14 protein-coding genes are annotated in these 16,252 nt (G+C 43.5%); 5 read left to right on the top strand and 9 right to left on the bottom strand.

Features of this window, described 5'->3' with window-relative positions:
- Position 1: 1 nt before the first annotated feature.
- From EI162_RS04290 to EI162_RS04275, 4 genes are all read right to left on the bottom strand, one after another.
- Complete coding sequence (locus EI162_RS04290; RefSeq protein WP_192523195.1) at positions 2-1,357, bottom strand: ABC1 kinase family protein; 1,356 nt, start codon at positions 1,355-1,357, stop codon at positions 2-4.
- A gap of 71 nt (positions 1,358-1,428) precedes the next feature.
- Positions 1,429-2,223 carry a HesA/MoeB/ThiF family protein gene (locus tag EI162_RS04285; RefSeq protein WP_192523194.1) on the bottom strand — a complete coding sequence of 265 codons (795 nt, stop codon included), beginning with the start codon at positions 2,221-2,223 and terminating at the stop codon, positions 1,429-1,431.
- 63 nt (positions 2,224-2,286) lie between these two features.
- Entirely contained in the window at positions 2,287-3,171 is an 885-nt protein-coding gene (gene prmC, locus EI162_RS04280) for a peptide chain release factor N(5)-glutamine methyltransferase (RefSeq protein WP_192523193.1), read from the bottom strand.
- Position 3,172: 1 nt separating this feature from the next.
- Positions 3,173-4,831 carry an AmpG family muropeptide MFS transporter gene (locus EI162_RS04275; RefSeq protein WP_192523192.1) on the bottom strand — a complete coding sequence of 553 codons (1,659 nt, stop codon included), beginning with the start codon at positions 4,829-4,831 and terminating at the stop codon, positions 3,173-3,175.
- Between the two features lie 519 nt (positions 4,832-5,350).
- Here EI162_RS04275 and EI162_RS04270 point away from each other — a divergent pair.
- The 3 genes from EI162_RS04270 (at position 5,351) to EI162_RS04260 (ending at position 7,879) form a co-directional block, all read left to right on the top strand.
- Positions 5,351-6,280 carry a LysR substrate-binding domain-containing protein gene (locus EI162_RS04270; RefSeq protein WP_192523191.1) on the top strand — a complete coding sequence of 310 codons (930 nt, stop codon included), beginning with the start codon at positions 5,351-5,353 and terminating at the stop codon, positions 6,278-6,280.
- A gap of 396 nt (positions 6,281-6,676) precedes the next feature.
- A complete protein-coding gene (locus EI162_RS04265; RefSeq protein WP_192523190.1) occupies positions 6,677-7,678 on the top strand; it encodes an LLM class flavin-dependent oxidoreductase in 1,002 nt (333 codons plus the stop codon).
- Positions 7,679-7,726: 48 nt separating this feature from the next.
- Positions 7,727-7,879, top strand: a complete 153-nt coding sequence (locus tag EI162_RS04260) for a hypothetical protein (protein WP_192523189.1) — start codon at positions 7,727-7,729, stop codon at positions 7,877-7,879.
- A 145-nt stretch (positions 7,880-8,024) separates the two neighbouring features.
- Here EI162_RS04260 and EI162_RS04255 read toward each other — a convergent pair whose 3' ends face one another.
- From EI162_RS04255 to ispF, 5 genes are all read right to left on the bottom strand, one after another.
- A complete protein-coding gene (locus EI162_RS04255) occupies positions 8,025-8,984 on the bottom strand; it encodes an AEC family transporter (protein WP_192523188.1) in 960 nt (319 codons plus the stop codon).
- A gap of 274 nt (positions 8,985-9,258) precedes the next feature.
- Positions 9,259-11,154, bottom strand: coding sequence for a tRNA uridine-5-carboxymethylaminomethyl(34) synthesis enzyme MnmG (gene mnmG, locus EI162_RS04250; RefSeq protein WP_192523187.1), 1,896 nt, complete (start codon positions 11,152-11,154; stop codon positions 9,259-9,261).
- A 262-nt stretch (positions 11,155-11,416) separates the two neighbouring features.
- Complete coding sequence (locus tag EI162_RS04245; protein ID WP_192523186.1) at positions 11,417-11,947, bottom strand: hypothetical protein; 531 nt, start codon at positions 11,945-11,947, stop codon at positions 11,417-11,419.
- A 172-nt stretch (positions 11,948-12,119) separates the two neighbouring features.
- On the bottom strand, positions 12,120-12,470 hold the full coding sequence (gene grxD / locus EI162_RS04240; RefSeq protein ID WP_192523185.1) for a Grx4 family monothiol glutaredoxin: 351 nt from the start codon (positions 12,468-12,470) through the stop codon (positions 12,120-12,122).
- A 141-nt stretch (positions 12,471-12,611) separates the two neighbouring features.
- Complete coding sequence (gene ispF, locus EI162_RS04235) at positions 12,612-13,112, bottom strand: 2-C-methyl-D-erythritol 2,4-cyclodiphosphate synthase (RefSeq protein ID WP_192523184.1); 501 nt, start codon at positions 13,110-13,112, stop codon at positions 12,612-12,614.
- A 274-nt stretch (positions 13,113-13,386) separates the two neighbouring features.
- On the opposite strand from ispF, the gene mnmA reads away from it, so the two are divergent.
- Together mnmA and purB are read left to right on the top strand one after the other, a co-directional pair.
- The gene (mnmA, locus tag EI162_RS04230; protein WP_413038375.1) at positions 13,387-14,604 is read left to right on the top strand and encodes a tRNA 2-thiouridine(34) synthase MnmA; all 1,218 of its coding nucleotides are present in this window, start codon (positions 13,387-13,389) and stop codon (positions 14,602-14,604) included.
- Positions 14,605-14,692: 88 nt separating this feature from the next.
- The gene (purB, locus tag EI162_RS04225; RefSeq protein WP_192523182.1) at positions 14,693-16,084 is read left to right on the top strand and encodes an adenylosuccinate lyase; all 1,392 of its coding nucleotides are present in this window, start codon (positions 14,693-14,695) and stop codon (positions 16,082-16,084) included.
- Positions 16,085-16,252: the final 168 nt, after the last annotated feature.

Raw genomic sequence — 16,252 nt, 5'->3', positions numbered from 1 at the left:
ACTAAGAAACATCCAGCGTTGGCGTACTGGATTGGTGATCTGTCTCTTCTCGTCCTAACATCTGTACTCGCTGGTCGCTAAACATATCCATGTCAGGGGCAAGCGTACGCATAAAGCGATCAAAATATAACATCTGCTTGGTTAGCAAGGCAAAATCGCGTGGGAAATGAATACCGTGACGCTTACCGACTTCAACAATCTCAAGCATCATTGTATTCAGCTCATCAGCCTGCTCTTTGCTATTAAAAGGCACGCCACTGGTAAAGGCTTTGTCTTCCGCCATGATGGTTTTCATCATCCGCTGCAAGTCGCTACCTAATGCGACCACATCGACCTGATTGTTACCATGGGTCATTTCCATATCAATCATATGGCGCGCCATCGCTTGATAATCGTTATCCTGCATCGCTTGCATCATACCCATGCACGCACGCCAGCTTTCAGCTTTGAGTTTACCGACAATACCAAAGTCCAAAAAGCCAATGCGTCCATCGGTTAATAGCATCAAATTGCCCGCATGCAAATCGGCATGGAAGCTATTACACAGCATAAGGCTGGCAAACCATGTATTTAGCGTATCTGCCATTACTTGTGCAGGATCGCTACAATACTGACGCATCAAAGTCTCATCCACCATAGAGACGCCATATAAGCGGCTCATGGTCAGCACGCGTTTGGTAGTGAACTCTTCATATACTTTTGGTGCAACCACTCGCGTATTACCGGATACCGCCAAAAATTGCTGGAAGTCGCGAATATTTTGCGCCTCAGCAATAAAGTCTGTTTCTGCTAGCATTCGCAGACGAATCTCATCAATAATCGGCGCGATACTGGCAAACCTCATGGATGGCATTAGCAGCTCAACCAACTTAGTCACCCCATGCAAAACGCCTAAGTCTGTCTGCATAATAGTTTCAACGCCAGGTTTTTGTACCTTTAACACTACTTCATCACCATTATGCAATCGTGCGGCATGGACTTGAGCAATAGAAGCTGACGCTAGCGGCTTTGTGTCAATATGGGCAAACTTATCCTCAAACGTCAGTCCATCAACCGCCAGCTCCTCTTTTAATACCTGTTCGATATAAGCATAGGATAATGGCGTGGTTTGATCCAAACAGCTTTGAAATGCTTGTACGTATTCACGGGGAAATAACGAGGGTGTACTGGCAATAAACTGGCCAATCTTGATATAGGTCGTACCCAATTGCTCGAAAGTCTCTTTAAGCAACATCGCATCAGGTTTTTCACCTTTTGCCACTCTGAGCGCTGAGAGACCAGCGACACTTGCCGTTTGACGAACACGATTGACGACATTAAAGGTATGTTTTAATAAATGTGGACGATGAATTTTCATAAAAAACAACTATGGTCATAAAAAAGATGGTTGAGAGCGGATAGGCGCAAATGTAAAAATATAAATGTTTGCTAATGAATGGCGCAAACCGGACAATGCGTATCTTTTCGATAGCCCATCAGCCGTTGCTGCATCTGGCTACCATCCCATATTAGCAGCTTATTTGTCAGTGGATTTTTGGTTAATCCTAGATATTGCAAGGCGGCATTGGCCTGCAAATTACCCATAATGGCAGTGGTACTGGCGAGCACCCCTGAATTGGCACAAGTACGTTCATCCGCCTCTGCATCGAGCACCACTGAACCAAACACACAATGATAGCAGCCCGTATCCAAATGCGGCTCAAACAATGCCAACTGCCCTTGCATGGCTATCGCTGATGCAGACAACAAGGGAATCTGGTAGCGCACACTAATGCGATTGATCATATCGCGCGTGGCAAAATTATCAGTACAATCTAAGAGTAAATCAGGCTTACCAGAGGCCATATCGAGTAATTCATAAGCGTTATCTTCGCTCAACCTTGCGACCGTACCACGGGCGATGCTGAGAGGATTAATCTTCGTTAACATTTGTGCGGCCGTGATGGCTTTGGGCTTACCAATATCTTCAGGTAAAAACAGCGTCTGACGCTGCAAATTACTGGCTTCAATCTCGTCATCATCTATCAGCTGAACTTGTCCTAGTCCTGCTCGTACTAACGTCTCAGAAGCCGGACAACCAAGTCCACCTGCGCCTATCATCACGATACGCGAAGATTTTAAGCGTAATTGCGCATCGATATCCCAGCCATCAAGCAATATCTGCCGTGCGTAACGCAGCAGTTCTTCATCTAACAACTGACCTGTTTCTAATGACTGCACCATATTTATCACCAAAACTCATCATCAAGATTTATTATTAAACACCCGTTCTTAAAAGACCACTTATCACAGCTGACCCAAAGTTATTCTGTCATTACCACCAAAATCTTTGATGGTTTTTATATCAGAAAATTTATTGTCGGCAAATAACTGACGGACTGCTAGCCCTTGATCAAAGCCGTGCTCGACCGCTAATAAACCACCTACTCTTAGATATTTTGGTGCCTGCTGCGCGATATGTTCTATATCAGCAAGGCCGTGATTGGCCGCACTTAACGCGCTAATAGGTTCTGCTTTTAAATGTGCTAAATGCGTATCGGACTCATCAATATAAGGTGGATTAGACACAATAACGTCAAATAATTTATCAGCAGCAATAGGCAGCTCTTGATACCAACTGCTTTGTATAAATTCAATCGTATCAATATTATTCTGCAAGGCGTTATCACGAGCCACTTTTAACGCTTCTAACGAAAAATCCACAGCCACAATTTTCCAGCGTGCTTTTTTTAACTCACAAGTAAGTTTTAGCTCATGGGCAAGGCTAATCGCAATGCAACCAGAACCTGTACCCAAATCTAATAAGCGTTTGTTTTCAATACCATCTGACTGCTCAGCAGGCTGCTCGTTTATCCATTCAAGTACTGTTTCAACCAAAACCTCAGTGTCGGGTCTAGGTATCAGCGTATGCTCATTCACTTTAAAAGTAAGCGACCAAAACTCTTGCTCACCTGTCAGGTAAGCTAAGGGAATGCCCTGCTGCATCTTGGTCACGCCAGCATTAAATTGTTCAGATTCACTAGCATTCAGCTGGTAATTCTCATCTGTGATTAAGAATAGGGTTGGTTTATCGATGACATACAGCAGCCAATCGGTTATCCAAAACGGCGGAACGGCTAGCTTTGTAGCCGTTTGCACTGCTTGCTGTTTAATTTGCTGAATCGTCGCCATATTACTCTGTCGCTCGTGGTGGCTCACTGGTTTTAGTGAGATTTGGATTGGCTTTGGTCAATTTATCACCACCGTTGCCATCACCGCCATTATCATCATCGTCGCCGTAGATATCATCATTGTCACCAATAGCGATATGCTTATCGACTAAATAAATCAGCCCTAAGATAGGAATACCAATAGCAAAGGTAAACATAAAAAAGAAGGGGTAACTGGTACTATCAACGATAGCGCCTGAGTAACCGCCTATTACTTTTGGTAGTAGTACCATGAGCGATGAAAATATCGAATACTGTACCGCAGTGAATTTTACAGAAGTGAGCGCTGATAAAAAAGCAATAAACACAGCACTAGCAAGACCAGCAGCAAGATTATCTAAAATCACCGCAAGATACATATAAGGCAGGCTACCGGGATGATAAGTCAGCAATATAAACAGTAAATTCGTCACACAAGCAAGGATAGCGCCGACCATCATAGCGCGCATGATACGCATTTTTTGCGCCAATATACCGCCCAAAAAACCACCAGCGATAGCCATAACCACACCAACGAGCTTGACCGCATTGGCGATGTCCACTTTGGTAAATTGCATGTCTTGATAAAATACGTTTGAGATAACCCCTGCAACGATATCAGAGATGCGATAAAGTCCAATCAACGCTAACAATAATAAGGCTTTCATGCCATAACGACGAAAGAAATCCACTATAGGCTCAATCCAAGTGGTATAAGCAAACTCCTGCTTTACTAGCTTGGCTTTGACCAAGCAGTAGCCGATGAATAAGGCTGCTGCTAGACTCATAAGCATGCGTATGACTTGGACTAAAAATTTTGAAAATACGTCTTCAGTCGCAGGTAATATTAACCCTGCGTTGGCAAAAACAAACACAAACCCTACTATGGATATAGCAAAGACAAGTACCAAGCGCATATAATCAGACGTTTTACGTTCGACGACTACTTTCTGGCTTATGGGCTCATGTATTATCAACGTCGTAATAATACCAACACCCATGACACCTGCCATAATCCAGTAAGTATTACGCCACGCCTCATAACTGTACAGTGCCTCGGTCGAACCAAAATAATCTGCTAAATATAACGCCCCTGCTCCTGCGACTATCATACCGATACGATAGCCTGTCACGTACATGGCAGACAGTACCGCTTGCAGATTTGGCGGAGCCAGCTCAATCCGATAAGCATCAATGACGATATCTTGTGTCGCTGATGAGAACCCTAATAACACCGCACCTGCTGCCATCAATACTAAGCTACCCTCAACAGCAGGGTTGACGTTTGCCATCATGCAAATCGCTATGATAATCAAAATTTGCGACACTAAAATCCAGCTTCGACGGCGACCCAACCATTTGGTCAAAAATGGCACAGGTAATGCATCTATTAATGGCGACCAAATAAACTTAAAGGCATAGCCTAATGCTGCCCAACTAAACATGGTAACGACAGTACGGTCAATACCCGCTTCACGCAGCCATAACGAGAGGCTGGAGAAAATAAGTAAGATAGGTATGCCAGCGACAAAGCCCAAAAACAGCATGATAATCGCTCGACGATCGAGATAAGCTTTTAGGCTTTCACTTAGTGATTTTTTGGCGACAGGAGGCTTAGGCGATATAGATTTGATAACAGACATAATAACTCACCAACACTTGAGACAAAGAACACAACTGCGCACAATTTTTATTAATCATTAGGATTATCAATAAAGCGGATAAATAGCACTGACAAACAGGATTGATAAAAATTGCTCTGCGTTGCACAAAACCAGCATTACCACAAAATTGAATTATGGTACTTGAGAACGCTAACCTTGACTAGAGGTTTTTGCATTAACTTATTTTTTAATGGCTATAAGCCAAACTATGTATTTCGAGTTAGTAACAGGATGTATCATAGACCTTCTTTAATATTAAATTGTTTTGAAACCTTATTGACTATCTCTTTAATTAAAGTTTATGCGTGCCAATGAATATTATTCTCTCTAAAAGTCGCAGAATAGACTTTCTATATTCCAAATTACTATAAATTCATAGCTATTTATTATATACAAGAATAATAGCTATGATTTACACTGGCAGCTCACTGTATATTTGTACATTTTTATTTTATGTATACAGACAGGGTTTGTATATTTACACAATAGGATTAAGTTATGGCAATCGACGTAGTGGTCAATCAGCGGCATTTACAAATCCAACTCAAACAGTTGGAAACAGTATGGCATACGGTGATCAATGGTTATAACTTAAGTCAAGCGGCTACTGTGCTGCATACCAGTCAATCAAGCCTATCAAAGCATATTGCAGCGCTTGAAAACCAACTTAAAACCGAAGTATTCGTGCGCCAAGGCAAACGCCTGACTGGACTGACGACAATGGGCACCGCACTCATGCCCCATATTGAATCCATTTTTGCAGAAATCCGTACCATTGAAAACCTTAGCCTTGATTTTAATAATCCTAATATCGGTACACTGACCATTGCCACGACTCACACGCAAGCGCGTTACGTCTTACCGCAAGTGGTCAAGGCATTCAAAGAACGTTTCCCTAAGGTTAACTTGATTTTGCAACAGGCAGATCCTGAAACTATCGCGCAAATGGTGATACGCGGCCAAGCCGATATTGGCATTGCCACGGAGTCTTTGCTACACAATAATTATCTGCGTTGCTATCGTTATTATGATTGGACGCATCGCGTCATTGTACCGAGCGACCATGAGCTTGCAGGGCTAGAATCTATCGACTTGCCAACACTTGCCAGCTACCCCATTGTGACCTATCACGGTGGTTTCACTGGACGCGGTGCGATTGACAAAACATTTGAAGAGGCAGGCTTGGAGCCAGATATTGTACTGGCAGCACTTGATGCCGATGTGATTAGTACTTATGTGGGGCTTGGCTTGGGTATTGGCATCATCGCGGAGATGGCGTTTGAACCCAGTCATTATCAAAACTTGACGGCTATCCCAATCGAGCACTTCGGCCGCTTTACCAGTTGGATGGCAGTCCGTGATGACGCAGAAATCCGCCAATATGGGCGCGCCTTTATGGAGCTGTGTCAAAAACAGTTTGCTAAATAGCAAACTGATAAGACTTAACCTTTATCTTTTTCGTACACATAAAATCTGCATAAAAAAGCACCCAAGATTAAAAACTTGGGTGCTTTTTTGTCTGTCTTATTGGTGGGTCTGTCAAATACTCGACAATGGCACTGATAGTGGGGTTATCAGTGGCTATCTTTTAGACGATTCGACGTTAAAACCAATAAGTTTTGTTATTAGTATGAGCACTGACCTTTATATATGGATTAATCGCCCCATTATATAGGGTGTTAAGCATTCAGTATTTGCACTGCAATAAATAACTTAAGAATAAAAAAGCAAACTGATACTTTTATAACAATACGACTTTTTAAAAAAACTTATAACAAAATAATAATGCCTATATCCATGCGGCATTATAAAAATAGGTGATCTATGAATAATACAATTCCATTATCTTTTTTAGACTTAGCGCCCGTTCCTGAGGGTAAAACCATCGCTGAAGGTATCGCCCAAACGGTTGAGACAGCGCAGCAAGCAGAAAAATTTGGCTTGAACCGCTATTGGATGGCCGAGCACCACAATATGCCAGGTATCTCTAGTGCAGCGACTTCAGTACTATTGTCACACATCGGTAGTCAAACCAAACGCATACGTATCGGTGCAGGCGGTGTGATGCTGCCCAATCATGCGCCGCTGGTCATTGCTGAGCAATTTGGTACGTTGCATGCGTTATATGGCGATCGTGTCGATTTAGGTTTGGGCCGTGCACCTGGTACTGGTGGCGCTACCTTTCAAGCATTACGTCGGCAAATGAAAGATGCTGAGCGTTTCCCGCAAGACGTACAAGAGCTCATGTACTTCTTAGGTGATGGTACAGATGACAGTCCTGTACAAGCCTTCCCTGGGGCCAAGTCAAACATTCCTATTTGGATATTAGGCTCGTCTTTATTTGGGGCTACTTTAGCGGCGCACTTAGGATTGCCGTATGTATTTGCTTCGCACTTTGCACCGCAAATGCTCGCTCAAGCGATTAGTACCTATCGTGAGCAGTTCAAACCGTCCGCTTATCTAGATAAGCCTTATGTCATGCTGGCCGCAAACTTACTGCTTGCTGACGATGACGCAACTGCCAATTATCACTTTACCTCAGCCCAGCAAAGCTTTGTGCGTCTGCGTCGCGGCGAAACGGGTCAAATGCCTAAGCCAACCCATGATATGGATAACATCTGGAGTACCGCTGAGAAGATGATGGTAGATAGTGCGTTATCGGTATCGTTTATCGGTTCTGTCGAAACTGTCAAACCGAAACTTGCTGAGTTTCTTGCCCAGTATCAACCAGACGAGCTAATCGTCACTGCCAACGTTTACGATCAGGCAGCACGCCTGCGTTCACTTGAACTTACACCAGAGCTAAATTTATTTACTTTACAATAGTCTATAAGGGTTGCATAATTATTGATAAACCCTAATGGGATTAAGGTCATGGAACCCTCTGTCTTTATTGGCTCATCAATATTTTTATACATCGTGGCATTTATTGCGGTTTTGGTTGTTGGTGGTTATCTTACTTACCGGATCAGCCCAAAGCGTAAGCAGCGTCGAAAAGAAAAGCGCAATAAAGACAATCTAAATTAGCAACCACGATAAAACCTCGATTGGTTTATTCATTTCCAATATTAAAAATAATAATACTAAAGGCCCTCTTTTCTTATCAGAGAAGAGGGCTTTCTTGTCTGTATCTAGCAGTATATTTACTCACAAACCATAATACTACTGACAATCACATGAATCCAAGCACTCGTAGTATCGCCGCGCCAATCGCCATTCCAAACAGCCCCACTACTGTCGTAAATGCTAAAATATTGGCCGCTAGTACATCATTGCCACCCATCGCTTTTGCCATCACATAACTGGCTGCGGCAGCTGGCGAAGCAACCATCAAAAAGAGCACACCCATATGCACGCCTGATAAACCAAAGCTCAACCCAACGGCAATGGCTACTATGGGAGCAATGACAATACGTCCGATACTGGCTTGCATAGACAGCCCAGACGGGTGCAACATCGACTTTAAATCGATGCTCGCTCCAGCGCAAATTAGTGCCAGCGGTAATGCTACTGCTGCTAATAAATCACCAGTAGTGTGGATGACTCCAGTAATAGGCGGCAGCGGCAACGCTTTATAAGCAAAAGCCGCCACCAAGGCGATTATCAATGGGTTGGTGAAGAGTTTTTTAACAACCATCGTGCTACGACTGACCCACGTATCGTCTGCACTTTTGGACACACGACTGAGGGTAATGACCGCTAGGATATTAAACAGTATCGTCACCACGCCCATGTATACAGCACCAATACTTAAGCCTGCCTCGCCATAAGCGTTGGCAACCGTTGCGAGCCCAATGATGGCCATATTGCTACGGAAGATACCTTGTACGAATACCCCTTGGTCAGCAGGTTTACTAATGAAATACTTGGCATAAATTTCTGACCCAATAAATAAAATAAAGGTCACAAGAATACCTGCCATGATCAGGGTGATTTGCTTAGCATAATCAACGTCGCTATCGACCACGCTAAAAAATAGCAAACAGGGCAAACAGTAATTAAAAACAAAACTTGAGGCTTGATCGATAAAAGCTTGGCTCGCTTCACCGCGCCGTTGCATAAAAAAACCCAACCCCATCAAAAAAAGGTTGGGCAATACGATGGTCATAGCAAAAATAATAGCAGCGATCATAAGTAAGCTCAGGTTAGCGGTGTATCCAAAGCTATATTGTTAAAGAAGTAAAAAACAATGGCTAGCAGTTGGTTAAAAATCAGTAAGTTTGGACAATGAAAGACTGTTTTATTATAGGATATAGTCGGCTCACTTTAAAAACGATACCGTGCTATTGACTATAAAAAAGCCCGTAACACTTTTTATTACGGGCTTTTTTAGCATTTTATTTTGTTTTTAACTTTCCTTAGCTACAGATAAATTAAGCAGCCATAATTAGAAAATTACAGTTAGGTTAAGAATGTAGAGCCGCTTTTATCTTCTTCTGTTTTTTGACTGTCATCGCTAATAATTGAACGGCGGCTGGGGTCACACCACTTACACGCCCAGCTTGGGCCAATGTCGCAGGACGTATTTGCGTGAGCTTTTGTACAATCTCGTTCGATAGTCCTGATACGATACTATAATCAAAATCCAGCGGCAGCGCCGTATTTTCTAGACGCTTCATCTGATCAATTTCTTCTTGTTGACGATCAATATAACCTGCGTACTTGACTGAGATTTCTATCTGCTCACCCACTTGCGCGTCAACTTGTGAATCAGTGATAGCAGCGATATCATTAAAATGTATCTGTGGACGCTTAAGCAAATCATAGGCATTCGCTTCTTTTGACAACACCTCTCCTGTTTGCTCAGTCACTTGCACCCCTAGCGCATTAGTAGGCGTGGCCCACATATCTTTGAGACGCGAGGATTCTGTGGCAATGGCTTCCATCTTTTCCTGATAGGCTTGCCAGCGCACGTCATCAACCAAACCGAGCTTACGCCCCGTTTCAGTCAAGCGTTGATCGGCATTGTCTTCACGCAACAGCAAACGATATTCTGCGCGACTGGTAAACATGCGATATGGTTCAGTAGTACCATGGGTGATCAAGTCGTCAACCAACACGCCAAGGTAGGCCTCATCACGGCGCGGCGTCCACGTTTCAAACTCACTATTCTCACGCGTGACCAACGCCGCATTGCTACCCGCTAATAAACCTTGCACACCCGCTTCTTCATAGCCAGTCGTCCCATTGATTTGACCAGCAAAATACAAGCGGTCAATCGATTTGGTTTCAAGCGTTGGCTTTAAATTTTGTGGATCGAAGTAATCGTACTCAATGGCATAGCCTGGACGGGTAATATGCGCATTTTCCAGCCCTTTCATACTATGAATAAAGTCTAGCTGCACATCAAACGGCAAGCTGGTCGAAATACCATTTGGATATAGCTCATGCGTGGTTAAGCCTTCTGGCTCGATAAATATCTGATGGCTATCTTTGTCAGCAAACCGGTGAATTTTATCTTCAATAGACGGACAATAACGCGGGCCAACGCCTTCTATTTTGCCAGAAAACATTGGTGAGCGTTCTAAGTTGTCGCGAATAATGTCATGAGTACGGGCATTGGTATGGGTGATATAGCAATTGACTTGCTCTGGGTGCATATCCACGTTACCCATATAGCTCATCACTGGTAGCGGCGTGTCACCCGGCTGTACTGTCATGGCGCTGAAATCAACGCTGCGCGCATCGATACGAGCCGGTGTACCTGTCTTTAGACGCCCAACTGGCAGCTTTAGCTCACGCAAACGGTCGGCAAGCCTAATAGAAGGCTGATCTCCTGCGCGTCCACCTTTTGAGTTTTCAAGACCAATATGAATGACCCCGCCTAAGAAAGTCCCTGAGGTCAGCACCACAGTTTGAGTATTAAAAATAATACCAGTAGAGGTTACCACTGCCGTCGCACGGCCATTTTCTACCAAAATATCATCAGCTGCTTGCTGGAATATATCCAGATTGGGCTGATTTTCTAGCGTCTGACGTATAGCAGCTTTGTACAAAATACGATCTGCCTGTGCGCGCGTGGCTCGTACCGCAGCGCCTTTACGGCTATTTAACACACGAAACTGAATACCAGCTTTATCCGTCGCTAATGCCATCGCCCCACCAAGCGCATCAATCTCACGTACCAGATGCGACTTACCGATACCGCCAATTGCGGGATTACAGCTCATCTGCCCGAGTGTCTCGATATTATGGGTCAATAGCAAGGTCTGCGCGCCCATACGTGCGGCTGCTAAAGCAGCTTCTGTGCCGGCATGACCGCCGCCGATCACTACCACGTCGTAATTTTTTGGGTATTGCATGTATGCCTCACTTGACTCATAACGCTGCTTTTACCAACATGCTATTGTCACCCAAACACTATGGTGAAATAGTATGGCAAACGGCAAATAAACGTCAGTCGGATTTTAAAAAGAAATAACGACTCAAATAAGCCGTTAGTCATTGGTTAGATAACGCATAATTATAACAATTTTTTGCTATTTAAAAAACGTTATACTAAAAACTATTCAGATGATCGTTAAAAAATATCGTATAAGACATCGTCCGAACTTAAAATAGTATTTAGTTGCCGGGACTCAGCGGTACAATACGATCTGCCTGTCCACTTCCCAGCATATGATGGCTGCCGTAGCCTTCTGGATTAATCTGCAAATAGGCATTCATCTGACCAATTGCATCGCCATCATCACTGGCCAGCACCTGTTCTTTAATCATATCTACTGGCGGCAGTGGCAAGTTTTTTAGTAGTGCCAAACGCTGAGTGTTATCGCCTTTATTAACCACCAGCTCGATCAGTTGACGCGCATCAATCGGCAAATCTGGCGTATTCTGCGCCAATAGCGCCAAATGATACGCACCAGCTGCGTCTTGGTCTGCGATGATACGCTGCTCAATAGCAATATAAGTCGCTTCCGTTGCACCGCCTATTACACTAAGTTGATGAACACATTTGAGTGCAGAGTTCGGCTCATTGCCAGCGATATCGATGATACGTGTGGATTCAGCTTTTAAGCGCTCACGACGTTTTTCGATAGCCGCTTGCTCGGCAATTTCTGCTTCATTGGCTTGTGACTCTATGGATTGATTATTCATAATACTCTCTAATTATTAATATTTTGATAATACTTAATCTTGAGCCATATATGGGGGCTAAACTCACAAAAACAATAAAAGCCCGAGCGACCAGTGACGGTCTTACTCGGGCTTTTATAGATAAAGCGCATTAGCTTAATAATAAAAAAAAGCTTAAATAAGTCTTTTTAGATTAAGCGGCAGGGCTATTGGCTTCGACCAAAGGCTTTAGCTCGCCTGATTGATACATTTGTAAAATGATGTCTGAACCGCCCATCAATTCACCGTCAATCCATAACTGTGGGAACGTTGGCCAGTTACCGACCTTTGGTAAAGTGGCGCGAATCTCTGGATTTTCTAAGATATTAACAAAGGCAAAAGGACGTCCAATTTGAGTAAGGACTTCAATTGATTTGGCAGAAAAACCACACTGTGGGAACTGCGGCGTGCCTTTCATATAAAGAATCACTTTATTGTCTTTAATTTGATCGCGAATCAGCTGTTCAACATCGTTTGCAGCAGTGTTTGGGGTTTGCTCGCTCATAAAAGCTCCTATTGAAAATAGCGGTTCGTTAAAATATAGTTGTTTATACTATAAAATAATTGGGGAAATGCTTGGCTGATACATGGGGCAATAGCTTGTATATTACAAGTATGGTTTGTATATTGATTCAGCCAATAGCGGTTAAACGTCAACCACATTAGGCACTAATAATACCACGGCATTAGCCATGATGCCCTCTTGCCGACCAGTAAAGCCCAGTTTTTCAGTGGTGGTGGCTTTTACACTAATGTTACTCACATCGGTCTGCAAGTCACTGGCAATATTATCGCGCATGGCTTGATTGTGTGGCGCAAGCTTTGGGCGCTCACACATGACGGTGATATCAGCATTACCAAGCATATACCCTGCTTCTTGTACCTTACCATAGACATAGCGTAGTAATACTCGCGAATCGAGCCCAGCATGGGCGGCATCGGTATCAGGAAAGTGCTGACCGATATCACCAAGCGCCAACGCGCCAAGCAATGCATCAGCAAGCGCGTGTAATACTACATCGCCATCGGAGTGCGCTAGCAGACTGTGACTGTGCTCGATAGGTACGCCCGCCAATATCACGTATTGCTGCTGCTCACCCGTATTATGAAACGCATGAACATCGATACCTTGACCAATTTTTATCATTATTATTCCCAGTAAATAAATGGCGATTGAAATAGTTCAAAACCATTATCTGAATTTTTAAAGTGATTTTACTCGCCGTAAGATGCCATAGCTCGCCACCAGTTTCAATTAACTGATATAATAGGACGCTTATTTTATCATAATACCCAATCCAAAAATAAATCAACACTGTCGCCTATTTGCTAAAATCAGCATTTCTAGCCATTGTATTGGTCTTCAGTGCCATCATAAATCTTGGACAAAGTATAAATAGTTGAGCCGCTTTATGTCAGTCATGCCAAACACCTCAAGCATACCAGTTTCTGATTCTTTTGACACCCATCGTCCTTTGACCCTTGCCGATATTGATAATCCTAGCGCAAAGCATGTGATTGTCGGTATGTCAGGTGGGGTCGATTCTTCTGTGTCTGCTGTTTTACTGCAGCAAGCAGGCTTCAAGGTCGAAGGTCTGTTTATGAAGAATTGGGAAGAAGACGACGGCACTGAATACTGTACGGCTATGGAAGACCTCGCGGATGCACAAGCGGTCTGCGATAAAATCGGTATGACCCTGCATACGGCCAACTTTGCGATGGAGTATTGGGATCGGGTCTTTGAGCATTTCTTAGCCGAATACAAAGCGGGACGTACGCCCAATCCAGATATTTTATGCAATAAAGAAATCAAGTTTAAAGCGTTTTTAGATTATGCTTTGACACTTGGTGCTGATTATATTGCCACTGGTCACTATACCCGCCGCAGTGTTAACTATCCGAATGCTAATGGCGAAACAGTGGCACAGCTATTGCGTGGCCTCGATAACAATAAAGATCAAAGCTATTTCTTACATGCTGTTGGCGGCGACAAACTTGCCAAGACTCTATTTCCAGTCGGTGAGCTTGAGAAACCAGTGGTTCGTCAAATTGCTGAAGAGCATGACTTAATTACTGCTAATAAAAAAGATTCAACCGGTATTTGCTTTATTGGTGAGCGCCGCTTTAAGGACTTCTTACAGCAGTACTTGCCGGCACAAAAAGGCGATATCGTCACTGACGATGGCTTCACTATTGGTACTCACGATGGTCTAATGTACTACACCTTAGGTCAGCGCGGCGGTATCGGTATTGGCGGTGTCAAAGATCGCCCTGAAGAGCCATGGTTTGTACTCGCAAAAGACTTAGATAAAAACCGTCTAATCGTCGGTCAAGGTCACGAACATCCAATGATGCTGAGCAATGAGCTGCAAGCTTATAAGCTTGATTGGATCGATGGTGTACCGCCTGCGGATATATTTAGCTCAGATGGCTTACGCTGTATGGCAAAGTCTCGCTATCGCCAGCCTGATCAGGCTTGTACCGTATTTGCTAGCAATGAAGACGGCTCTGAAGTACGAGTGGCTTTTGATAAACCACAGCGTGCGGTCACTCCCGGTCAATCAGCGGTATTTTATATTGACGAGGTTTGTTTAGGCGGCGGCGTGATTGCGTCTATTGATGCGCCTTGTGGGTTTTAGTACTATTACCTATTTTTAAAAACTGTTCTATTTTTTATTTTCTTTCACTTCTGAATGTCTTTTCGTTCTTATTATTTAAGGTATTACTATGAATCTCCTCACCGCCCTCTCCCCGATTGATGGTCGTTACGCCTCTAAAGCCGACAGCTTACGCCCTTATTTATCTGAATTCGGTCTGATTAAAGCTCGCGTCACCGTTGAGATTCGCTGGTTGCAGTCTTTGGCGGATAACAGTGCTATTGGTGAATTGGCAGCGTTTGATGAAGATACTAATAGCTTTTTAAACAGTATCGTTGATAGCTTTAGCGAAGATGATGCCCAAGCAATTAAAGATATTGAAGCGACGACCAACCATGATGTGAAAGCGGTTGAGTACTTTATTAAAGACCGCTTTCGTGGTAATCAGCAGTTAGAGGATAGCCTAGAGTTTATTCATTTTGCTTGTACCAGTGAAGATATTAACAACTTATCTTATGCGCTGATGCTAAAAGACAGCCGCGAGATTGTCGTTGCTAAAATGCAGCAAGTGACTGATAGCATCGTTGATTTAGCGATTGTCCATGCTGACCAACCCATGCTGTCACGCACACATGGTCAGACGGCAAGTCCGACGACCCTTGGCAAAGAGATGGCAAACGTCGCTTATCGCCTAGCTCGCCAAATTAAGCAAATCGGTCAAGTAGAGCTATTGGGTAAAATCAATGGCGCGGTCGGTAACTATAACGCTCATTTTTCAGCGTATCCTGATGTCGATTGGCAGACCCATGCTGAGCAATTTATTGACCAGCGTTTAGCGCTAACCTTTAACCCGTACACCACCCAAATTGAGCCGCATGACTATATCGCTGAGCTATTTGATGCGGTCAAACGTTTCAATACTATCTTAATCGATTTTAACCGTGATATTTGGCAATATATTAGCTTAGGCTATTTTAAACAGCGCCTAAAAGATGGTGAAGTGGGCTCTTCTACCATGCCGCATAAAGTGAATCCGATTGATTTTGAAAACTCTGAAGGTAATCTAGGCGTTGCTAATGCCATGCTTGCGCATCTGGGTGAAAAGCTACCTATTTCACGTATGCAGCGTGATTTATCAGATTCTACCGTGTTGCGTAACATCGGTGTTGGTCTGGCACAAAGTATGATTGCTTATGATGCTTGCTTAAAAGGTGTCGGTAAGCTTGAATTAAATGCGCAGCGTTTAAATGATGATTTAGATAATGCACAAGAAGTATTGGCTGAGCCGATTCAAACCGTCATGCGTCGCTACCGTGTCGAAAACCCATACGAGAAGCTTAAAGCCTTGACCCGTGGTAATGCCATGACTCGCGAAGCCATGCTGACATTCGTTGAAAGTGATGAATTGTCTGCTGTCAGCGATGCTGATAAAGCGCGCCTACGCGAGATGATACCTGCAACTTATACGGGTAATGCAGCTGAACAAGCGCGTACGATTAAAGAATGGATTGCTAAGATTTAATGGATAATGCGTTGGTTTTAGCAGCTTAAAAGCCTAGAAAAAGGCTAAGCAGTTATAATTGACTGCTTAGCCTTTAGTAAAAAACAACCTTACTTTAAATACTATGATTTGTCGGTGTAATGGACATTATTCATGCTGTCATAGGGTCTAACGCTATATACTGTCTAT

Origin of the sequence: Psychrobacter sp. FME6, assembly GCF_014861365.1 — a bacterium.
In the GTDB taxonomy this organism is placed as follows: Bacteria; Pseudomonadota; Gammaproteobacteria; order Pseudomonadales; family Moraxellaceae; genus Psychrobacter.
This window is presented reverse-complemented; position numbering and strand designations above follow the sequence as displayed.